Origin of the sequence: Hahella sp. KA22 (genome assembly GCF_004135205.1) — a bacterium.
Lineage (GTDB): Bacteria > Pseudomonadota > Gammaproteobacteria > Pseudomonadales > Oleiphilaceae > Hahella.
Genome location: NZ_CP035490.1, coordinates 4,561,839 through 4,578,611 on the forward strand (window position 1 = coordinate 4,561,839; position 16,773 = coordinate 4,578,611).

At 54.4% G+C, this 16,773-nt stretch carries 17 protein-coding genes; 9 read left to right on the forward strand and 8 right to left on the reverse strand.

Annotation, left to right across the window (positions count from 1 at the left end; genetic code table 11):
* Window positions 1–15: 15 nt before the first annotated feature.
* The 5 genes from EUZ85_RS20145 to EUZ85_RS20165 all read left to right on the forward strand — a co-directional run bounded on the left by EUZ85_RS20145 (window position 16) and on the right by EUZ85_RS20165 (window position 6,196).
* Window positions 16–1,251, forward strand: coding sequence for an acyl-CoA dehydrogenase family protein (locus tag EUZ85_RS20145; protein ID WP_127971313.1), 1,236 nt, complete (start codon window positions 16–18; stop codon window positions 1,249–1,251).
* The gene (locus EUZ85_RS20150; protein ID WP_127971315.1) at window positions 1,248–2,444 is read left to right on the forward strand and encodes an MFS transporter; all 1,197 of its coding nucleotides are present in this window, start codon (window positions 1,248–1,250) and stop codon (window positions 2,442–2,444) included. Before EUZ85_RS20145 ends, EUZ85_RS20150 begins: the two co-directional genes overlap by 4 nt.
* Window positions 2,441–3,610, forward strand: a complete 1,170-nt coding sequence (locus EUZ85_RS20155) for a glucuronyl hydrolase (RefSeq protein ID WP_127971317.1) — start codon at window positions 2,441–2,443, stop codon at window positions 3,608–3,610. The genes EUZ85_RS20150 and EUZ85_RS20155 overlap by 4 nt, the downstream gene beginning before the upstream one ends.
* Before the next feature lie 138 nt (window positions 3,611–3,748).
* Entirely contained in the window at window positions 3,749–4,243 is a 495-nt protein-coding gene (locus tag EUZ85_RS20160; protein WP_127971320.1) for a copper uptake system-associated protein, read from the forward strand.
* A gap of 39 nt (window positions 4,244–4,282) precedes the next feature.
* Window positions 4,283–6,196 (forward strand): TonB-dependent receptor, encoded by a 1,914-nt coding sequence (locus EUZ85_RS20165; RefSeq protein ID WP_206617927.1) that lies wholly within the window; start codon window positions 4,283–4,285, stop codon window positions 6,194–6,196.
* 62 nt (window positions 6,197–6,258) lie between these two features.
* On the opposite strand, the gene EUZ85_RS20170 is transcribed toward EUZ85_RS20165, so the two are convergent.
* From EUZ85_RS20170 to EUZ85_RS20200, 7 genes are all read right to left on the reverse strand, one after another.
* Window positions 6,259–6,732: a hypothetical protein gene (locus tag EUZ85_RS20170; protein WP_127971322.1), complete on the reverse strand. Its 474-nt coding sequence runs from the start codon at window positions 6,730–6,732 to the stop codon at window positions 6,259–6,261.
* Window positions 6,733–6,969: 237 nt separating this feature from the next.
* Window positions 6,970–7,395, reverse strand: coding sequence for a hypothetical protein (locus tag EUZ85_RS20175; RefSeq protein WP_127971324.1), 426 nt, complete (start codon window positions 7,393–7,395; stop codon window positions 6,970–6,972).
* 284 nt (window positions 7,396–7,679) lie between these two features.
* Entirely contained in the window at window positions 7,680–8,096 is a 417-nt protein-coding gene (locus EUZ85_RS20180) for a hypothetical protein (RefSeq protein ID WP_127971326.1), read from the reverse strand.
* 103 nt (window positions 8,097–8,199) lie between these two features.
* Window positions 8,200–8,715 (reverse strand): hypothetical protein, encoded by a 516-nt coding sequence (locus tag EUZ85_RS20185; RefSeq protein WP_127971327.1) that lies wholly within the window; start codon window positions 8,713–8,715, stop codon window positions 8,200–8,202.
* Between the two features lie 425 nt (window positions 8,716–9,140).
* Entirely contained in the window at window positions 9,141–9,920 is a 780-nt protein-coding gene (locus EUZ85_RS20190) for a hypothetical protein (RefSeq protein ID WP_241566815.1), read from the reverse strand.
* Window positions 9,920–11,293, reverse strand: coding sequence for a hypothetical protein (locus EUZ85_RS20195; RefSeq protein ID WP_127971329.1), 1,374 nt, complete (start codon window positions 11,291–11,293; stop codon window positions 9,920–9,922). Before EUZ85_RS20195 ends, EUZ85_RS20190 begins: the two co-directional genes overlap by 1 nt.
* Window positions 11,294–11,551: 258 nt before the next feature.
* Entirely contained in the window at window positions 11,552–11,917 is a 366-nt protein-coding gene (locus tag EUZ85_RS20200; RefSeq protein WP_127971330.1) for a hypothetical protein, read from the reverse strand.
* A 269-nt stretch (window positions 11,918–12,186) separates the two neighbouring features.
* On the opposite strand from EUZ85_RS20200, the gene EUZ85_RS20205 reads away from it, so the two are divergent.
* From EUZ85_RS20205 to EUZ85_RS20220, 4 genes are all read left to right on the forward strand, one after another.
* Window positions 12,187–12,930, forward strand: a complete 744-nt coding sequence (locus tag EUZ85_RS20205; RefSeq protein ID WP_127971331.1) for a hypothetical protein — start codon at window positions 12,187–12,189, stop codon at window positions 12,928–12,930.
* A 93-nt stretch (window positions 12,931–13,023) separates the two neighbouring features.
* Window positions 13,024–14,235 (forward strand): chromate efflux transporter, encoded by a 1,212-nt coding sequence (gene chrA, locus EUZ85_RS20210; protein WP_127971332.1) that lies wholly within the window; start codon window positions 13,024–13,026, stop codon window positions 14,233–14,235.
* Window positions 14,236–14,331: 96 nt separating this feature from the next.
* Window positions 14,332–15,069: a dienelactone hydrolase family protein gene (locus EUZ85_RS20215; RefSeq protein ID WP_127971333.1), complete on the forward strand. Its 738-nt coding sequence runs from the start codon at window positions 14,332–14,334 to the stop codon at window positions 15,067–15,069.
* Between the two features lie 41 nt (window positions 15,070–15,110).
* Window positions 15,111–15,590, forward strand: a complete 480-nt coding sequence (locus tag EUZ85_RS20220; protein ID WP_127971334.1) for a YbhB/YbcL family Raf kinase inhibitor-like protein — start codon at window positions 15,111–15,113, stop codon at window positions 15,588–15,590.
* Here EUZ85_RS20220 and EUZ85_RS20225 read toward each other — a convergent pair.
* Window positions 15,587–16,333 (reverse strand): class I SAM-dependent methyltransferase, encoded by a 747-nt coding sequence (locus EUZ85_RS20225; protein WP_127971335.1) that lies wholly within the window; start codon window positions 16,331–16,333, stop codon window positions 15,587–15,589. The two genes, EUZ85_RS20220 and EUZ85_RS20225, sit on opposite strands and share 4 nt — an antisense overlap.
* Window positions 16,334–16,773: the final 440 nt, after the last annotated feature.

A 16,773-nucleotide genomic window follows, 5' to 3' on the forward strand; every position in this document is an offset into this window, starting at 1 on the left:
GGAATGGCCGCACACATGATCATGCACGACAACGCTCCCACCACCAGTACGTCACATAGCGCGCTGACGCAACGCATCCGCGCCTTCGTCAATGAGCGGGTGATTCCCAATGAAGCCAGACTCGCCAAAGACGATGACGCTGCGCTGGCGCTGCAATCCGCGTTGACCGCGGAGGCCCGCGCCCAAGGTCTGTGGGGGCTGTATTATCCCGCCGCACTGGGAGGCGAAGTCGCCACGTTAAGCGAGTATCTGCCCATCGCGGAACAGGAAGGACGTTCTGAGTTCGGGCCGGAGATCTTCGGAGGGCGCGCCGCATTGGATGCGCGCATGCTCGCAATGCATGGAAGCGACGCCATCGCCTCTCGCTTCCTGCAACCGTTAGCGGCGGGCGACGCGGTGTCCGCCTATGGCATGTCGGAACCGGACAGCATCGGCTCCATTCCCGCCACCATTAACTTACAGGCGCAGCGCGAGGGAGACGGCTGGCGCCTTGACGGCCGCAAATGGTTTATTTCCCGCGCCCGTCGTGCGGACTTTATCACCGTAGTGGCGCGCACCCAGGCGGACGCGCCGCCGCAACAGGCTTTATCCATGCTGGTCATGCCCACGGACGCGCCCGGCTTCAGCATCCTGCGCGATCTGGACATCCTGGGCCGCCGCAACGGCCAGCACGAGCTGCTGTTCGACAATGTCTGGATTCCTCAAGACCATCTGTTGGGTGAACTGCACGGGGGCATGGCGTTGATGAAACAGCGGCTATGCCTGGGCCGCTCCATTAACGCCGCCCATTGGATCGGGTTGGCGCAACGCTGCCTGGACCTGCTCGGCGAACGCGTCAACAGCGAACGCGGTCGCCTGGCCCGGTTGCCGGACAAGCAGCTTATTCGACGCTTGGCGTTTCTCACTCACCAAGGCATCGTCAGCGCACGCGGGCAACTGCAATTAGCCGCCGCCAAACTGGACGCGGGCCTGGACGGCGACATGGAGGTCAACATGGCGAAGATCGCCGCGTCCCACGCGCTCAATCAGGCGGCGGACAGCGCTATTCAGGTGTTCGGCGCAGAAGGCCTGTGCGATGCGACGCCACTCTCCAACATTTTTCGCTACGCCCGCGCCACCCGTATTCTGGACGGCGCCGACGAAGTGCTGATCAATACTGTGGGGCGGCGGATTCTGGAGGGCTATGGCGCCGATGCAGAGCAACCCGCGCCACAGGACGCCCTGGCTGAGCGGGAGACAATGCCGTCATGAACGCCATCGCGCCGCCGCTACGCCAATCGACTTTACACAGCTTGAGCCTGCATGCCGTATTGCTGTTATCCATGACACTGCCGATGCTGATCCTGTATACCATCGGCGCGCTGGGCCCGCTGCTGATCGCCGACCTGGGCATTGAGGCCGGCTGGCTCGGGTACGTCACCATGAGCGCTTTCGGCGTGGCGGCGATGCTGTCTCTGGCGGCCGGTCCGCTGGTGGAGCGCCTGGGCGCGCGGCGCGGTTTGCTCCTGTTGTTTGTGAGCGTGGCGCTGGCCTATGCTCTGATGATCACCCTGCCCGGCTTTGCAGGCATTATCGCCGCCGTGGCGGTATGTGGCGTCGCCCAGGCGTTGTCGAATCCCGTCACCAATTTATTGATCGCTCAACAAATCGCTCCGCCGCGCAAAGCGTTCGCCGTTGGGCTGAAGCAATCCGGAGTGCAGCTTGGCGCTCTGATTGCCGGCGGATTGCTGCCGCTGATCGCTGTTCCGTTCGGGTGGCGCGCCGCCATGGCGACGATCATCCCGGTAGCGCTGTTATTGGCGTTCACCGCTCCCGCTCTGGCGCCGCCAGCGCCGCCTGCCGAATCGCGTCGCTCCTGGCTGCCTGCGCGTCCGGGAGCGCTGCTGCTCAATCTGATGGCGGTGCAAGGGTGCGCTGGTGTGACCCTGTCCGCTTTTGTGACCTTTCTACCGATCTTCGCCACTCAACAGGGCGTCAGTCAGCATGACGCAGGCATGATGGTGGCCGTCTTTGGCGTGATGGGCCTCACGTCGCGTCTCACGCTGACGCCTCTGTCAACCAAACTCAAGGATGAATCCTGGATGCTGCTGGGATTAATGGCCCTCACCGCGTTGGCGCTGTGGATTACCCAACAGGCCTCGTCAGAAAGCCACTGGCCGTTATGGGTTGGCGTGCTGATAGTGGGACTCACCGCCGTGGCCACCAATGCGGTGGCGATGGGCATGCTGCTTAGAGACCGCGTTTTCGGCGCGCCGGCGACGGCGTCCGGCCTCCTGTCCGCCGCGTTCTTCGGCGGTTTCGCGGCGGGCGCGCCCTTGTTTGGCGCGGTCTCCGGTTCATCATTCGGCTTCAACGGCGCCTGGAGCGTTCTGTCCCTGGTCGCTCTGGCCGGTTCCGCCGCTGCGTTGGGATTAGCCCTGTTGCGACGCAGGAGCGCCCCATGAGCGAGTTGCAATCTCCCCGCTGGGACGCAGCGGCGCTCTCCCAACAGGAAATCACCAAAGCCATTGGTTTGCTGATGCGACGCCTGGACGTCATAGACGCACAATGCGGCGCTGGATTCCCCCTGTTCAGCCCTGATGGCGCACGCTGGAAAGTGTCTTCCGGCGGCTCCTGGATGGGCGGCTTTTGGGCCGGTTGCTGGGGGCTGCGGGCGCTTGTTTCAAAATCCGCCGACGACCGCGACAAAGCACTGGCTTTATGCTCCGCGCTCTCAGACAAACTGCAGGCGGACACGCTCAATCGCAGCATGATTTTCTGGTACGGACCTGCTCTCTGTGGACGCTGGTTTCATGACCCGGAAGCGCAACGCCTCGCTTCCCAAGCCGCCGCCGCTGTTGTGTCCAGCTTTGACTCAGAGCTTGGTTACATACCATTGGGTTGCGACATGGGCGGCGGCGCGGACGGCCGCCAACGCCTGTCCGTGGACGCTTTGGCGGCGACGATTCAGCTACTGCAAGTGAACGACGACGAAGCCCTGGACAAAGTCGCCCGCGCCCATACCGACGCCCTGATCGCCGCCTGTTTCACCGCCAGCGGCGCCTGCAGCGCGGAAGCGCAATCCACTCAGCAACAAGAGCCACAACAATCTATTTTGCAAGCGCTGGACCGTCCCGGCGGCTGGTCCCGTGGGCAAGCCTGGGCGATGTTGGGACTGAGCCATGCCGCCATTCGCTGGGGCTCGCCCTATCTCGATTACGCCAGAGCCGCCTGCGTGTACTGGCGGCGCTCCCGCCGCACGCCGTTTCCCGCCGACAGGCCGGAGCGTAGTGACAGCCTTTCCGACCCTTCCGCCGCGTTAATCGCTGCGGTGGCGATATTGACGCTCTCCGAGCGGCTGGAGGATGGCGACCGCTGGCGGACTTATGCAGCGCAACAGATCGCCGCCCTGGTGCGCAGCTCCTACTTTGTCCGTCGCGATAGCGGGATCGCGCCTCTCGCAGGCGCATTCAAGGGGGCCTGTTACCGCACCAGCCCCGCCGGATGCGAACTGGTGGAGTCGCCCTGGAGCAGTTTTTTCCTGCTGGAAGCATTGTGCATGCTCGCCGGCCTTATTGATGGAAAAGAACAAGGGACTCAGTCTCACTCGATGAATCAAGCAGATGACTAGCCACGTTCTTTTTATCTGCAACGACAGGACCGCCCGATGTCCGGTTCTGTCTTCTCGCGGCTTATCACCGCGCAGGCGCCTCCGCGCGCCCGATTATTAACATGTTTAAAACACCGCCAAACTCTTCTGAGGAATAACATGAAAAATTGTCATAACAACAGGATGTCTTCACCGCCCATCTCTTTCCGTAGCCTGCTCGCCGCTCTGACGCTGAGTTCGGCGCTGGTCGCGCCCGCCTTCGCCAACGACAGTCTGACGCAAGAGCAGCAGCAAGTGGTCAAACTTATCTCCGAGACCTATGACCAGCCTCACCACAAGGTGGAGACAGCGCCCGTCATCGTGGTTGACGACTACGCCATCGCCGACTGGATTCAGGGCGAACGTGGCGGACGCGCTCTGCTGCGCCGGGACGGCGATAAGTGGATGGTGCTGGCCTGCGGCGGCGATGAGTTCAAGAAAGCGGATCTGCTGCACAAAGCCGGCATCCCTCAGGACACCGCCTCCCAGCTCATTTCGGAACTGACTGAAGCGGAACAGTCCATCGCTCCCCAAAAGCTGGCGCAGTTCGGGCTGTTTGGCACGCCCAATGATCCGGGTATGTCCGCGCATCATCAAAACCATCCACAAAACTGATCCGTTCAAGTCCAATAAGCAGTCAAGCAAGTCAGTACTATGAAATTTTCCCCCAAGAAACTAGCCGTGACGGTCGCGTTGACCGCCGCTGGCGGCGCGCATGCGCAAACCACCGTTCTGGAACCGATGATAGTGACCGCCAAGCCGGTCATTGAAGAAGTGGAAGTGGATATGTTCTCCAGCACGTCCGCCGTTGTCACCGCAGAGCAGATTCGTGATCAAAACGCAGTGGACCTTACCGCTGCGCTACGCCGCACGCCGGGCGTACAGATTTCCCGCTATAACCCGGTCGGCGCTTTCGGCGGCGATCAGGGCGGCGCGGTGTTCATCCGCGGCATGGGCGTCACCCGTCCAGGCAGCGAGATAAAGACCTACATCGACGGCCTGCCGCTGTACATGGGGTTATGGGGACACCCACTTTTAGACCTGTTGCCCGTCAACGCCATGCAGTCCATGACCGTGTATAAAAGCCCGCAACCGCAGATCAACGGCAATAACTTCGCCTCCATCGATCTGCATACCAAGCGAGCGACAGAGGAAGGCGTTCACGGCGCCATGCGCTTCTCCGCGGGCAAATACCACACCCGAGTACAGCAAGCAGAATTGGCCGGCAGTAACGGGGATTTGGACTTTATTCTGGCGCAAGGCTACGCCACTTCCGACGGCCACCGCAAAAACGCAGACGGCGAATTGAAGAATCTTTTCGGTCGGGTTGGCGCGCAACTGAATGAGCACTGGGCGGCCTCTTTCAGCGGTCTTTACGTGGACAATGAAAGCACTGATCCAGGCAAAGAAGGAGACCCCGAGCCGGATGTGGCGCCGGAGTACAACACCCAGGCCTTCATGCTGGCGACCACACTCTCCCACGAACATGGCGACTGGTCCGGCGAGTTCAGCCTGCATCACAGCTCCGGCGAAGGTAACTGGTATCACCAGGGCGGCGGTGATGGCGATACGCTGTCGGATTTCACCATGAGCGGCTTGCGCTGGCGCGAACAATTCTCGCCCTGGATGGATGGAACCCTGGTTGCAGGCCTGGACTATGACCGCGTCTCCGGTGAAGCGCATTTCAATCGCGACGACCCCACCCGACGCGCGCACCTGGATGCGCCGACGTTCAAACTGTGGTCGCCCTACGTTGGACTGAGTCATCTGTTCATGCTCAACGATGAATGGATGCTGTCACCGTCCATCGGCGTGCGTTATTACGATCACAATGAATTTGACGCCCAGACCGCGCCTTACGCCGGTCTGTCGCTGATGTCGGACTCATTGACGCTGTTCGTCAATGCTTCCCAGGGAGTCAATTATCCGGGCCTGGAAGCGCCAACGCTGGCGACGGCGATACCGCCTCTGGCCGATAGCTGGAAACAACTGGAAGCGGAAGAGCTGGATCATTTGGAAGCCGGCGCCAAGTTCGCGTTGACGACCACCACCCAGATCGACCTCAGCGTCTTCAAAGACAAGGTGAAAAACCGCTACGTCTTCGCTTTTCCTCCACAGGTCTCCAGCCCACAGTTCATTAACTTCGGCGACTACAGTATGCGCGGCGTCGAATTATCGATCAGCCAGACGTTGCCGGCGGGATGGTCCCTGTTTGGCGGGCTGACGTTGCTCGATCCGGATATCGACAACCTTCCCTACACTCCAGAACGGGCGGTTACCGCAGGTCTGAACGGCCAGGTTGGCCCCTTCCGCCTCGCAATGGACGCGCAGCATCAATCCGAGGTCTGGGCGCTGACGCGCAAGCGGGCGTCAGGGGACGTTAATGGAGAGAAAGTCAGCGGCTTCACCGTGGCCAATATGCGCGTCTCCTATCCTCTGTCCCCATTGGGTCAGGACGGCGAAGTCTTTGTCGCCGTGGAGAATCTATTCGACCGTGAATACGCCTATCGCCCAGGCTATCCCATGCCGGGCCGCTGGGCGCAGATAGGGTTGTCCGCGAGCTTTTAGTGTGGGAAACAGGGACAGGGATGTCCCGTAAGGTGAATTATTACAAAGACCGAAATGCGCGTTTATTCTTGCGCCGCCTGCGCGCAGGCGGCTTCCGACTTGGCGAAAACCATATACTGGTATCTCAACCCGGAATAGGAAGCGTCCTCGCAATCGCCATACCCCTGGTTTTTCAGGTACGCCGACAAGGGAAAGTAAATCAGCACCGGCAGCAGAAAGATCGCCACCACCCCTCCAAACAGGACAGGCTGCAGTATTTTAAAAATGCGGTTTTCGGTGGTTTTTCGTAAGGGCCTTTTCAGCCTCGCCAGCAGCTCCAACAATCCCATTACACACAAAGAAAGCAGGCTCAAGCCAATCCCCAACATGCCGTATAACGCCGGCTCAAGATACAAACTGGGCGGGAGCGCCGTCACCTGACTAATCGTTGACGCCACCGCAAAGCCAAACCACACCAAAGCGCCCAAAGAAAGCGATGTGAGTACAATCAAAATAGCGACTTGCTTTGCAACAGGCGGAAGGTCTTTTTGAGACAAAACAGAGTTCCTTGTGAGTTTCGGATTGATGTGAGCGTGCAGGTTACCAAGTGGGTATCTAATCAGACTGTGGGGTAAAAAACGATGTTGCTACTTTTGGTTTACTCAACCTTTGTGACCTTAACACTCTTGTACTCGGGTGAAAAACGAACGCCTGTTCGCTTTGAGTTCAATGCCCGGAACGGGCCGCGTGCTACAGTTTGCTAAACAGCTGTCGCCCCCCTTAACAAATAACTATTAGGCGTCCCAGGCGTTATCTTCGTAGTAAGACTTGATAGAAGATAGCGCCATTTCCCTCAGTGGTTCTCCAGTATCGTACTCGCGCGCGAAGAATAAGAACTCACGTGAAGGCGATTCAAACTGGAGAATAGCGCAACCTAAATCCATGAAGTAGAGCGATCCGCCCTGGGCTTGCCCATAATCAGCGCTCAGGTTAGCCAGATGAAGTGCGGCCGAGAACTTATCCATTTTCTGAACATCTTCGCCAATGATAATTAGGTGTTCAGCATCGGCTGGATAGATCGAAAATGCGCTAAGTTTGCCGTCTTGATAATCGCAATCTCCAATGCCACAAACCTCTGCCTGCAGAGATTCTACCTCCGACTTTGACATACCAAATTTTAGTGGTCCCAAGCCAACGAAGGGCTCAAAAATGAGATCCATATTGCAGTTCCTCTCTGGTGATGAACATTACTAAGTTCAGAGTGGATTAAAAAGTGAGGGGGCAGATCAGAGATAAATTTCTTTCATATTGGTGAAATTTAATACTTGGACAGTCTGCGTCGCCGGGCGTCAGGTTGATATTTTTGTCATGTGCAGAACTTATGCGCTCCGCCTGAGAATGATTCAAACTCAAATCTACCGTCAGTCTTTACTGAAACATGACGGAGCGTAGGTTGCTCCACTGCATGCAATTGTTTTACGTGCGATACACTTCAACCCCGACGCTAAGCGCCTATATACGCCGATAAGTAGTCATTCTCTTTGCTCGTAGATGCAATATGGACTATTACCGTTTTTTCCAAATCTAAAACAGGATGATGAGCGAGCCTTTTCGAGTAAGAGAAAACCGCTTCAAGGGGCTCATTATCATGCCACGTAGTCATCACACACTTCTCTTTTGGAATATCACCGTAGCTGAATGCTTCAAGATTAGCGTGATCAACTGAATCATCCCAACTACTTGCCTCGTTACCCCATGCCATCATGTAAAGGCAGCCAGCTTTGACCAAGCTTCTGCTAAGATCATGTTGCCACTCGGGAGAAACCGGTTCCTCTACCACAACGATGGCGCGAAATGGTACAGAAGACAGTACCGGTAGATTCCCTGCATTTGGCTTTATGTTCAAATATTCAGTTTTCATGAAAACGTTCAATAATCAAATATGCGCATAACGCTATGCATTGGGACGACTGAAGCGTAGCGTAAGCCATCCCAGTCACGATAGTGGCGACATTAGCGCCTTGTCAGGTGAGACTTGGCACATTACTTTTAATCACTTCATTTGGTATTGCAAGACGGAAATCAATCCGCACCAGCTCTCCAGCAGATGGATTTTTAAGAACCGGCGCTTCATCAAGGGACTGACTTTGGGGAAACACGACCAGAGATAAGTATGGGTTCTCCCTGATTGTGGAATACATAAGCATCTGAATCGCCCCCATATCAGTCCTTTTCCAGTGATTAGGGCCTTCTAGAATCTTGCCCACAGAATGATAGACCACCCTTATGCTAGACCCATTTTCGTTATCGCTAAATTTGTATACGTCAGTAGGATGGTCTAGCTCCACTCCAACCCTTTTAAGTTGCCCCTGCAACTCTTCAGGAAGAACAACCTTCCAGCAATGCTTCCAGTTAAAGCACCACTCACAATCACAGCCGTAAGCTGGCACACCCTTTTGATTCTGAATTTCATGGGTTGCCTCTAAGTGGGTAGCCAATTTCCATTCGGAAATTGGAACTGTGGGGCGTCGTCTTTTCATAATCGGCTACCGCTAGCTTTCGGGTAGCCAGTGCAACGTGACAGTTGTCTCAGACGCGAAAGCGGCGACAACAGCGCCTTGTCAGGTGATACTACTGCTAGTTTCGTGTAGAGCCCCATAAATCTTCAAACTCACTTTGCGTAATCTGTTTTGCATCAAGATGTTCTTTGCCGCATTTTAGGTTTTCATCGGTTAATTCTGGCGGATCTGTGAAGTCAGACTATTCATCCTTCTCTTCGTGTAGCGCTGCAGCCTCAAGATCGCCATCTATTCAACTATTACGATTAATTACTCCATCAACCATTTATAGAAGAAAGCTACTTGTTTGCCTGATTAATCGTACCTTGGATGCGTATTCAGTGCTGGAAAGATTAAATTTGAAGGCGTATACAACTGTATTACGTAAATGTTAAACCTAAAACATGTTAACTTTTGTTTTTCAGAGATATCATATCGTCAAGCCGCTTCTTATACTCTTGGGAAAGTTCAACAAAAACATTAGACATAAACTCATTTATGGCTTCGTCTACTGCCTTAGGGATATTGTTGTCTTGTTTGTAGTACTCACAACTAATCGCGCTCGGCTCAAATATAATCGCAAGATCATGGTCATCTGAAATTGGGGCGTGCCATTCTACTTCGACTGCTTTTTCAGGCAGTTTTGCTAGAATCACATACCAGTTACAACCGTTGATATTTACGATATCAATCTCATTCTCTGTTTGAGGATAACGCCAGAAGTCGCGTTCCGGGTCTACCGGCCTGACCTTTTTATTTCTGCGCGCCCTAGTATCTCTATTGAGGCTTCCCCACATATCCTCACAATACTGTAACAGCCACTGCGACATAGCGCTTTGAATGAAAAAGCTGTCAACTTTCTGAAAGTGTGGGTGTCGTCGACGTAGTTTAATGCTTGTAACGGTCAGGCCAATTGCACCTTTTCCGAAAGGTCTGTCCCAAAATTTCCATCCCGTTGTCAATAGCTCAAGAGACATTCCTTTCTTGCTGCTCCAGACTTTAAATAGATCATCCTTATATATATCAATATGCTCAGGAGCCACCTTCAAAGCAGAAGATATTTCATGTGGGGGGCACTTAAACTTAATTATACTTCCTGACAAATTAAAATGACGCCATGGGGCTGACTTGAAGTCAGGCCCCAGTGGATTCATTAAAGATGCTTTAAATGACTTGATCAATCGCATTACCAGCGCGACCTCACGTCACGAACCAAAGCCATGAATGACTGTTTGAACCCTCCAGACTGATTAATAACTTGCGTATTAAAATCAACGTTACTTTTTGTTGGATTTAGATGAGGATTAAGCACAGGGCTTCGAGAGCTATTGGCTATTATGTTTCTGATTTTAGACGCACCAAACAACAGCCCAACCGCAGAAACAGCAGCGGCAGCGCCACCTCCAAATGTAGAGATTATTGGCGCCCCCATTGCAATTGAGCCTATCTTGAAGCCCGTACCAAACGCAGAAGCGGTAAAACCAAAGCCCCAAGCACCATCAATTCGCGCCTGCACGCGAACCTTTTCTGCAACTTCTGAAGGGGCGCCTCCCCACTTCTCTAAAATCTCCGCAGTTTTAAACTGTTCAAGCATTTTAGTCCTTACACAAGTCCAGTCATCCGTTTGTGTCTTTGTTACATCTTTCGCCAAAGTCATACCACGTCTCTGCATTTCAAGCAGTAAAGGGTTGGCGATCATTCCTGGTGCGCCTAAAAATACAGTATGCTTGTCCAACTGCAGGTTGGGTGGCAGTTGCTTAAGAGCGCTAAACATCAAGTCAGCGCCGTTACCTATAACTGTCCAATTAATCTCTCGTCCAATTCGTTGTGTCCTATAAATGCCTCTTGCGAGCATTGTTGCAGTGAATGACGCAGAGGTTTGTTTTTGCTCCGGGGTTGTCCACTCTGTACAGTCCCGATACAAAGGTGGTGGGTTATAAGCTAGCGTATAGCCTTCTTGCTCCAAATAAGCTTGATCATCATAGGCATCCTTGATAATAGCTGGCATTGTCTGAGTCGCAGCTACTTTGAGATTCTCTGTAAAGTCCCCATTTATTGCAACATGCTTACTGGACAAATTGTTTTCAGGAGATGAGCTTACTTTCCAACTATCAACTATGTATTTGACGTGATAAAAGCCTGGCTTATGGCCTTCGGCATGCTCTACCAGTTCAATATCCGTTATATACACACCCGGGGAAAGGCCGTCTACGCTATCTTGGCGAATTACATAACTAATGCGCAGGTTTTCCACTAGGTCAACATGTTCAAATGCATTTCGCTTATTAGAATAAGACTGAAATCCCCCTGCGCATGACCTTAGCCGGGATAGACGGGACAAGATGAGTTCTTCGTTGCCACCGACTGCTACTAAGTGAGCGAAACGCTTCCCTAGATCACCGCCTGGTATATATATTTTTCGGCCAGATTCATTCACTACACCATCAAACATCAGTATATAGCCAGATGCTGCATTTCCGAATGAGCGTTTAAAGCCATGATTAGTCAAGCCAGGCTGGCTCAAGGTCGTTCGGGTAAATTCTGTCGCAAGCGCATTCATGCGGGATAAATCTCCATATTTAGGTGGGCTCTAAAAGGTAAAATCGACTGTATAGTAGCCAAATCCAAGCAAACGAAGAATCAGCCTAATAGCATAAATTTTTTTGGTCAATTCTACTGAGCGAAACGACGGGAAAGGGCCAGCCAGTACGTTTTCCCACTGACTAGCGGATAGGACTTACATATAAAGGAAGGCGGTAGTTAATCTGTGTTTACTGGTCGGTGAACAACGGACTCTCCCTAGTGAATGCAGGTCACCCTAACACGCCAGTGCGCCGATGGTCACCGCATCGCCGGAACATAGTTGAAAGTTCATGTCCTGGCCGGGACACAGGTGTTCGCCGTTGTGACGATGTATGTGAATATCAACGATAGCTTCGCCGTGCACGGAGTTTTTGTCCAGATAATAAAAGTACTTGGACTCCCCTTCCGGCAATGGGATGTTGTCGTCGCCGTCAAAAGGCCGGATGCTGGCGCTGAAGGCGTTAGCGTATTGCGTCAGGGCCTCGCCCAAAGTAGCGGCGGCGGTTTCGAACGGGGCGTTCTCGACCAGGATGTATTTATCCTGCACGGGACATTTCTCAAAACGATATCGGGGGCTTGCCGGACCAATAATTCTGACCATGAATACTTCTGTCTGATTGAAAAGAATAGGCGTCGCCGAGCGACTAAACCGGATTGCTGGCTCATATTGCGCAGGTCGTCTCAACAGCGACCTTATCAATAAGTCGAATACCCTTTCGAAGCTGCGCCGTCACTGGCGCGACAGGCCGCTGCGCACTCCGTATACCGGTTAGCGTTGGCGGCCGTATTAAGGTATAACACCCGTGGAGCGGACGGTGAATCGGCCATTTGTCCGTGTATTTACAAAGAGATCCAAGAGGATATTCCGTCGTGAAAGAACTGGAGCAACTTTTAACCGCTTCCGCCATTCAAGACGCCAACTGGGCGTCGGATTTACTTGCTCACATGTCGATACATAAAGATGATTACGCATCCACATCAGCAAATATAGCTTGTAGCGAAATACTCGCCCACCCTGACGCCATCGCTCATCCACGCTGGCCAGAGCTGGTGGAGGCGGCGATCAACGCTTCCCGCGACTTCGAGGATGTGGCGGAAGAAATCTATGGTGAACGTATTTCTATCGCAGATGACGAAGGGTGGCTATGTCAGGGATTCGATAGCTACAGCACCACCTATAGCGTCGCCGAACTGCTTGGGGTAAAGGCCGCCCGCGCCCATCCGCAATGGTTTAGCTTGGTGCTTAAACTAATTGAAATGAGCGATTGTAACGAACACCAAGCGCCTGTCGGGGAGGATACTATTTTACCGGCCGTTCTGGACAACCACCCGCAATGGGACCAGCTCATTCCCCATTTGCTAGATTTGGATCACTATACCTTCATGGACACACTGCTACCCCAACGCCAAATTCTATCACACCCAGATTTAATGAAATGGGTGACGCCGTTTAAAAGTCACGTAATGATGGTACGCGCCATTACGCACCCCGATGTCGCGGCCCATGAGCGCTGGCGGGAGCTGGCCTTGTTGGTGAAAGATCAACCTTATATTCGCAACAGCAGCGACTTCCCCGCTCTGCAAAAGCTCCTGCAGGAAAGAGGCTTGGAGTAATTTTTCACTTAATCTGAAAGAGACTCTTTTTTGTCATCAAAGCGCAATATAACAGACTTAGCATTTCGCACTTTTTGATTCACAAACGCCGCTATGAACGACCTCACTGACGCTCCCGCTCAAACCTCCACGACTGGCGATATCTTTCGCGCGTTTTTAAAGCTGGGTCTGACGTCTTTTGGCGGGCCGGTGGCGCATCTGGGGTATTTTCGGGATGAGTTCGTTATTCGGCGGCGCTGGCTGAGCGAAGAAAGTTATGCCGATCTGGTGGCGCTGTGTCAGTTCCTGCCGGGGCCGGCAAGCAGTCAGGTGGGGTTCGCGTTGGGAATGCGGCGTGGCGGCGTGAAAGGCGCGTTGGCCGCCTGGACTGCTTTTACCTTGCCATCCGCGTTGTTTCTGCTGCTCTTCGCGCTTAGCGCCGACGCATTTGCCGGAGGCATAGGGCAAAGTCTGATCCACGGATTGAAGCTGGTTGCAGTCGCAGTGGTCGCTCAGGCTGTGTGGGGAATGGCGCGTAATCTGTGTCCAGATAGACAGCGCGCCGGTATCGCCCTCGTCGCGGTGATTCTGACCGCCGCCCTGCCCTCGGCCTTCGGACAAATAGGCGTCATTGCGCTTGGCGCCGGGGCGGGTTTGCTTCTTTGCGGTCATGCGCAACGCAAAGCGGAGGAGCATCGGCCGGTGGAGTTTCCTCACGGCAAGTCCTACGTAGCGCTGGCGACCTTTTTCCTTTTATTGCTGATACTACCAGCGCTTACCCTCTCCACCGGCTCCAATGCCCTGGCGCTGTTCGAAGCTTTCTATCGGGCCGGAGCGCTGGTGTTTGGCGGCGGTCATGTGGTGCTGCCTTTGTTAGAAGCCAGCGTGGTCGATACGGGCTGGGTCAGCGCCAACAGTTTCATCGCGGGATATGGCGCCGCGCAGGCGGTTCCAGGGCCGTTGTTTACGTTCGCCGCCTACTTGGGCGCCTCCGTATCGCTGACGCCCAATGCGCTGCTCGGCGCCGTCATTAGCCTCATCGCCATTTTCCTGCCGGGTATGCTGCTGGTTATCGCCGTCCTGCCACACTGGGACCGTTTCCGCCAGCAATCCCGCGCCCAGGCCGCCATGGCGGGCGCTAACGCAGCGGTGGTCGGTTTGCTGGGTTCTGCGCTCTATCATCCCGTATGGACCAGTTCCGTGCTATCCCCACGAGACTTCGCCGTCGCCCTGACCGCGTTCTGCTTATTAACTATCTGGAAACTGGCGCCGTGGAAAGTGGTAGTCGCCACCACCATTGCTGGCGCGTGGATTTATTACCTGTAAACCTGATTCTTTCCCGCTTCGTACTAGACTGAGTAGTGTCGCCGGCCCTCCCAGCGTCGGCGCGCCTCACAATAAAAACTAATACGGAGACCGGTTATGAGAAAGCCACTACTCACCCTGCTAAGTCTTGTCTTTTCCTGCAGCGCCCTCGCCGCGGGCAAAAACGTCACCTATAAGGTCGATGGCGACGCTTATGAAGGCTACTACGTCAGCCCCGGCAAAGACGCCCCGCTGGTACTGCTGGTGCACGATTGGGACGGATTGACCGACTACGAAGTCAAGCGCGCGGAAATGCTGTCAGACATGGGCTACGCGGTATTCGCCGTCGATTTGTTCGGCGCGGGCGTGCGTCCCACCAAAGATGAAGACAAACGCCAGCATACCGGCGAACTTTATAAAGACCGCAATAAAATGCGCAAGCTGTTGCAAGCGTCGCTGGATACGGCGAAGTCAGAGGGAGGAAACATCAATAACGCTGTCGCCATGGGGTACTGCTTCGGCGGCGCGGCGGTATTGGAAATGGCCCGTTCCGGCGCCGACCTGAAAGGATTCGCCACCTTTCATGGCGGACTGCAAACACCGGACGGACAGAACTACAGCAAAACCCACGGCCAGCTTCTGATCATGCATGGCAGCGCCGATTCCGCCATCACCATGGACCAGTTCGCGGCCTTGGCCAATGAGCTTGAAAAAAGCGGCGTGCGCCACGAAATGATTACTTATAGCGGCGCGCCTCACGCTTTCACGGTATTTGGATCGGAGCGATACAGAGAAGATGCGGACAAAAAATCCTGGAGCCGTTTCGGTGAATTTCTCACCAGCGTGACGCAATAAATCCGTTCAATCAGGAACAGGCTATTTAAGGGAGAGGATTCATGGGATTTGCTTTATCCAACATGCAGCTTACCAGTGCGGCGTTCAGCAATGACGGCCGCATCCCCGGCAAACATACCGGCGAAGGCGAAGACGTCTCGCCAGCGCTGTCCTGGTCGGGAGAACCAGAGGGAACGCAGAGCTTCGCTGTCGTCTGCCACGATCCGGACGCGCCCTTGATCGGCGCCCAGGGAACTTACGGGTTCGTGCATTGGGCGTTGTATAACATTCCCGCCGACGTTCACAGTCTGCCGGAGGGCGTCAACGCTTACGCCAGCGGCAGGACAGACTTCGGCAAAACCGGTTATGGCGGCCCCATGCCGCCGCCGGGACACGGGACCCATCGCTATTATTTCTGGATTCTGGCGCTTAACGCGCAGTTGGACCTGCCGGAAGGGCTCACACTCTGGCAACTGCTGGCGAAAGTGGAGCCCCATGTCATCGGCATGAATCGGCTGGTTGGCGTGTACAGTCGCGGCTAGCCCCCGTGGCGGCCTGCGAGGATAAATACATCCAGCGTCACCGGGCGGGTTTCCACCCCGCCCCAGGCTTCCCTCATTCGGGCGTAACTATCCGCGAAGAAGCTATCTCCCCGGTCCTCCATACAGCGCCGGGTCGCCGACCAGCTATGCAGGTAGGAGAAAAATTCGTCCAGAGTCCAGGGCATGATCAGTTCAAACCGCGGCGTGCGTATGGGCTCAAACGGAAACGGCACGTCTTTGTATTCGTTCCACAGCAATAGATTTTGCGGCGCCCAATAGGGCTCGATCACCTGCAATAAGCTCTGCTCCAAAACGCCATCCAATTCCATGCCAAGATGCGGCCAGCTATACCCCCAGGCTGCGAACAACCCGCCCGGACGCAACACTCGTTTCACTTCCGGCCAGAACTTCTCGTAATCAAACCAGTGCAAGGCCAGAGCGACGCACACCGCGTCGAAATAAGCATCTGGATAACCGGTGTCTTCACAGGGCCGCACGGAATAATGCACTCCATGGTAAGTCGGCGCGTTTTCAATCTGCGCCGCACTGACGTCACTGGCTTCCACTGCAGAAAAATACTCCCGCAGATCCGCCGCCGCCTGCCCGTTTCCACACCCCGCATCCCACACCCGCTCATGCCCGCCACAGGCATCCGCCAGCCACTGATACAACGCCTTGGGATAATGCGGCCGCGCCTTCGCGTAGATCTCCGCCTTATCATCGAACAGCTTCTGAATATCCATGTCCCCTCATCCTTAACAGTTTGAAAAGCATCAAAGATTCATTAGTGACTATTACTTGTTTGAGGGGAAATCGCAAATGCGCGTGGGAGGATATCGGTTAGCGAAAGCTGCTTTGAATAACGCTAGAACTTGCCGTCTTTGTTGCCGCGTATGCAATGGAGCGCGAGCAAAGAGTGCCTCACAATGTGTAAGACACCCTATTGCGAAAAATGCCCGTCGATGGGACCAAAATAGTTTCGACTCACACCGTCCATTGGGAGGCAACTTACTTGCCCATACCTTGGTCAACGACAAGGCTCGAGATTTTCAATCTCGATATTGGTCTTTAATATCAGAATGTTATGTTGATAGTGTGTAAGTACAGCGTTCAAGATGAGGCTCACGAAGGGACGCAATTATCGTGATTTGAATCGCCACCGACTTGATGGAGCAGAATATTC

What these genes read in the sequence shown, in the direction of transcription:
- EUZ85_RS20190 (WP_241566815.1), bottom strand. Translation starts at nt 9,920, where the DNA reads ATGCGATTGATCAAGTCATTTAAAGCATCTTTAATGAATCCACTGGGG.
- EUZ85_RS20165 (WP_206617927.1), top strand. Translation starts at nt 4,283, where the DNA reads ATGAAATTTTCCCCCAAGAAACTAGCCGTGACGGTCGCGTTGACCGCC.
- EUZ85_RS20220 (WP_127971334.1), top strand. Translation starts at nt 15,111, where the DNA reads ATGGGATTTGCTTTATCCAACATGCAGCTTACCAGTGCGGCGTTCAGC.
- EUZ85_RS20150 (WP_127971315.1), top strand. Translation starts at nt 1,248, where the DNA reads ATGAACGCCATCGCGCCGCCGCTACGCCAATCGACTTTACACAGCTTG.
- EUZ85_RS20160 (WP_127971320.1), top strand. Translation starts at nt 3,749, where the DNA reads ATGAAAAATTGTCATAACAACAGGATGTCTTCACCGCCCATCTCTTTC.
- EUZ85_RS20200 (WP_127971330.1), bottom strand. Translation starts at nt 11,917, where the DNA reads ATGGTCAGAATTATTGGTCCGGCAAGCCCCCGATATCGTTTTGAGAAA.
- EUZ85_RS20185 (WP_127971327.1), bottom strand. Translation starts at nt 8,715, where the DNA reads ATGAAAAGACGACGCCCCACAGTTCCAATTTCCGAATGGAAATTGGCT.
- chrA (WP_127971332.1), top strand. Translation starts at nt 13,024, where the DNA reads ATGAACGACCTCACTGACGCTCCCGCTCAAACCTCCACGACTGGCGAT.
- EUZ85_RS20225 (WP_127971335.1), bottom strand. Translation starts at nt 16,333, where the DNA reads ATGGATATTCAGAAGCTGTTCGATGATAAGGCGGAGATCTACGCGAAG.
- EUZ85_RS20155 (WP_127971317.1), top strand. Translation starts at nt 2,441, where the DNA reads ATGAGCGAGTTGCAATCTCCCCGCTGGGACGCAGCGGCGCTCTCCCAA.
- EUZ85_RS20180 (WP_127971326.1), bottom strand. Translation starts at nt 8,096, where the DNA reads ATGAAAACTGAATATTTGAACATAAAGCCAAATGCAGGGAATCTACCG.
- EUZ85_RS20145 (WP_127971313.1), top strand. Translation starts at nt 16, where the DNA reads ATGATCATGCACGACAACGCTCCCACCACCAGTACGTCACATAGCGCG.
- EUZ85_RS20175 (WP_127971324.1), bottom strand. Translation starts at nt 7,395, where the DNA reads ATGGATCTCATTTTTGAGCCCTTCGTTGGCTTGGGACCACTAAAATTT.
- EUZ85_RS20215 (WP_127971333.1), top strand. Translation starts at nt 14,332, where the DNA reads ATGAGAAAGCCACTACTCACCCTGCTAAGTCTTGTCTTTTCCTGCAGC.
- EUZ85_RS20195 (WP_127971329.1), bottom strand. Translation starts at nt 11,293, where the DNA reads ATGAATGCGCTTGCGACAGAATTTACCCGAACGACCTTGAGCCAGCCT.